The sequence below is a fragment of the Paraburkholderia sp. Cpub6 genome (assembly GCF_014201065.1).
GTDB lineage: Bacteria > Pseudomonadota > Gammaproteobacteria > Burkholderiales > Burkholderiaceae > Paraburkholderia > Paraburkholderia tuberum.
This window is the reverse complement of the sequence record NZ_JACHDM010000081.1, coordinates 1-2,490: the sequence shown is the minus strand read 5'-3', so window position 1 is coordinate 2,490 and position 2,490 is coordinate 1. Positions and strand designations below refer to the sequence as shown.

Here is a 2,490-nt window from a genome sequence, read left to right as displayed (position 1 = left end):
CGATCGGTGCAAGCTGTCTGGGCCGAACGAGATTGACCTGATCGGCAATCGCTCGCATAGCCGTGAAAAACCAGTTTCCACACAAGCTCGGTCGATCAGCGACACTTGCAGCCCACGCCCTGAGCGCTTGGCGTACTACAAGGGCTTCCCGTTGAGCGCAAGCGCCCGACCTGCGCCCCTTGATTTCGACGGGCATCGCCAGCCACACCTGGCGGCGGCTCCGGCGCGTTGTCGAGCACACTTGTAGTCTGTTTGACGCGATGGTGCCGGCGGCATAACCGCAGGACTGAAGAGAAGAAGGGCGCTAATGAGGCGCCCTTTTTGTTATGTGACGTGCGTCGCGGTAGGGCAGGGTAGACGGACCTATGCAGCCTGTATCCTTCGATCTGCCGCCCGACTATTTTCGATGTGCCGAGCCTGCTGTGCAGGTCGTGACGGAAAACTGTGTGTGTTCGCAAAGCTCGATCGAGCATCGCGGCAACCGACAACCCAGGAACACGCATGACTTTCCAAGCAGGGACTGCGCCGGCGCGCGTGGTCAAATTCAGACCGGGTACGAGCGGCAATCCGCGCGGTCCGATCAAGTCCCTCACGCTGGCGCGCCGCGCACTCGCGCGCGAGCTCGGCGACAACGCTGCTGCGCTGGTGGCGACGACGATGCGCCTGGCGCTGGCCGGAAATGCTGAGTGTGCGGCGGCATTGGTGATTATTCTCGCGTCGGGCTTCGAGGCACCCCCCTCGACCAAGAACGCGGCGGCCGGTCTCGGCACAAGCTCGACGACTCCCCCTATCGTCGCCGGCGGTGCAGCATGAACGTTCAGCTGTATACGCCAGACGTGCGCATTGTGGTTTTCAAAACTATCGGACGTCAGACAGTCGACGGCCAGACGCCGGTATCTCAACGGGTGCTCGATACGAACAAGACGATCGATCTAACGCCGTTTATGGGCGATGGCGGGCGCCTGTGCGTATCGAAGTCGGTTCGGGAGCCTGCGGGCGGCTTTTCGTTGACGGTTCCGGATCAGCCCTACATGCAGGGGGACTCGCTCGAGTCGCTGTACGGGTTGATCGAGCCAATGGATATGGTTGTCATTCGGATGCGGCACAACCTGCACGGATCGAGCTCAGGTAACTCGACGACGCCTGCTATCTACATGCGCGGGTTTGTCTCCGAGATTTCGCGCAACGAGGCTATGGGCAACGATGGCAAGCCGATGCGCACGGTGACGATAAGTGGGCAGGACTACGGGAAGTTATGGCAGATCATGCAGATCAAGTACATGCCGGGCTACGTGGTGGGCGAAAACTATCTTTCGAGCTTCCGTTTGTTCGAGCGGTTCGGAGTCGGCTTCAAGACGTCTATGACAGCAGCTGAGTTCATCACTGAGGTGGTGAACAGCGTCATGAATCCGTTCCTGAGTTCGCTCATGCCTCCGAATTCGACGAATCCGACGGCGATCAAGCTCGACGTGTCGGTCGCGAATGGCGTCGTCGACGTTGGTGGCGCCCAAAATCAGCAGGGCACCATCCACGGCCTGCTCTCCTATTTCGGCGACGTCGGCGTATTCAACGAACTTTTTCTCGAGGATCGCGAGGACGGCGTCTATTGCGTCTACCGGCCAAATCCGGTCAAGGACATCAACGGCAACGTCATCCAGCCGGACGCGCCGAATCTGACGCCTATCGATATCGATGCCAACGATGTGATTTCGCTAAACGTGTCGCGCAGCGACGCGGACGTGAGTAATTACTATTGGACGCGCGCGCCTCGTTTCGAGCTCGTCGACAACATCGTAAGCCAACAGTTCGCCATAGGCGCCGATCCGGAATCGGTGGATCTCGGCCAGTACGCCAACTCGGCTGAGCAGTTCTACGGCGTCCGCATGCTAGAGACGGAGACTCAGCAGGGCGGCAACGACGTGACGACCATGTCGAGCGGTCAGCCGGCGGCACAGCAGGCGACGCGCAGCGCCAGCATGATGAACTGGGTCAATAACCGGCGGGCGATCGTCGTCGCGTCGAATAAGGACAATGTCCTGCTCGAGAGCGGCACGGCGCGGATCCGCGCGAATGAGTCGGTCAAGCCGGGCAGCTATGTGCGGATCGTGCGCGGATCGTTCTCGTCGACGTTCTATGTCGTGGGCGTCGATCTCGACTATATCCCTTACCAGGGACTTTTCCAGACTTTGAAGCTCGAGCGGGGTAACGGGTTCGTCAAACGGGTGACGGCGGGTGCCGGCGTGCAGTCGCCGTACAACGCGGAACGGACGGGGTTGGCAAATGGCTAGTTTGGGCTGGCGCAGCGTCACGGTCGACGGCATCGGCGTCAACGGTCACCATCACACAGCACGGGGTTCGAGCGCGCCGACGACGAGCGGTCAGTCGGCGTAACAGCACTAAGGCTACGCTGAACAAGCCGCGAATTCGGCAGCGTGTCAGCAATTTGAACGTCGCCAAGTCATGAGGCCGAGCTTGAGCCATTGCTTTTCG

2 protein-coding genes are annotated in these 2,490 nt (G+C 60.3%); both read left to right on the top strand.

Annotation, left to right across the window (positions count from 1 at the left end; translation table 11 throughout):
* The first annotated feature begins 501 nt into the window (after positions 1 to 501).
* Entirely contained in the window at positions 502 to 813 is a 312-nt protein-coding gene (locus HDG33_RS36755; protein WP_184041203.1) for a hypothetical protein, read from the top strand.
* Entirely contained in the window at positions 810 to 2,288 is a 1,479-nt protein-coding gene (locus HDG33_RS36750; protein ID WP_184041201.1) for a hypothetical protein, read from the top strand. The genes HDG33_RS36755 and HDG33_RS36750 overlap by 4 nt, the downstream gene beginning before the upstream one ends.
* The last annotated feature ends 202 nt before the right edge of the window (positions 2,289 to 2,490 follow it).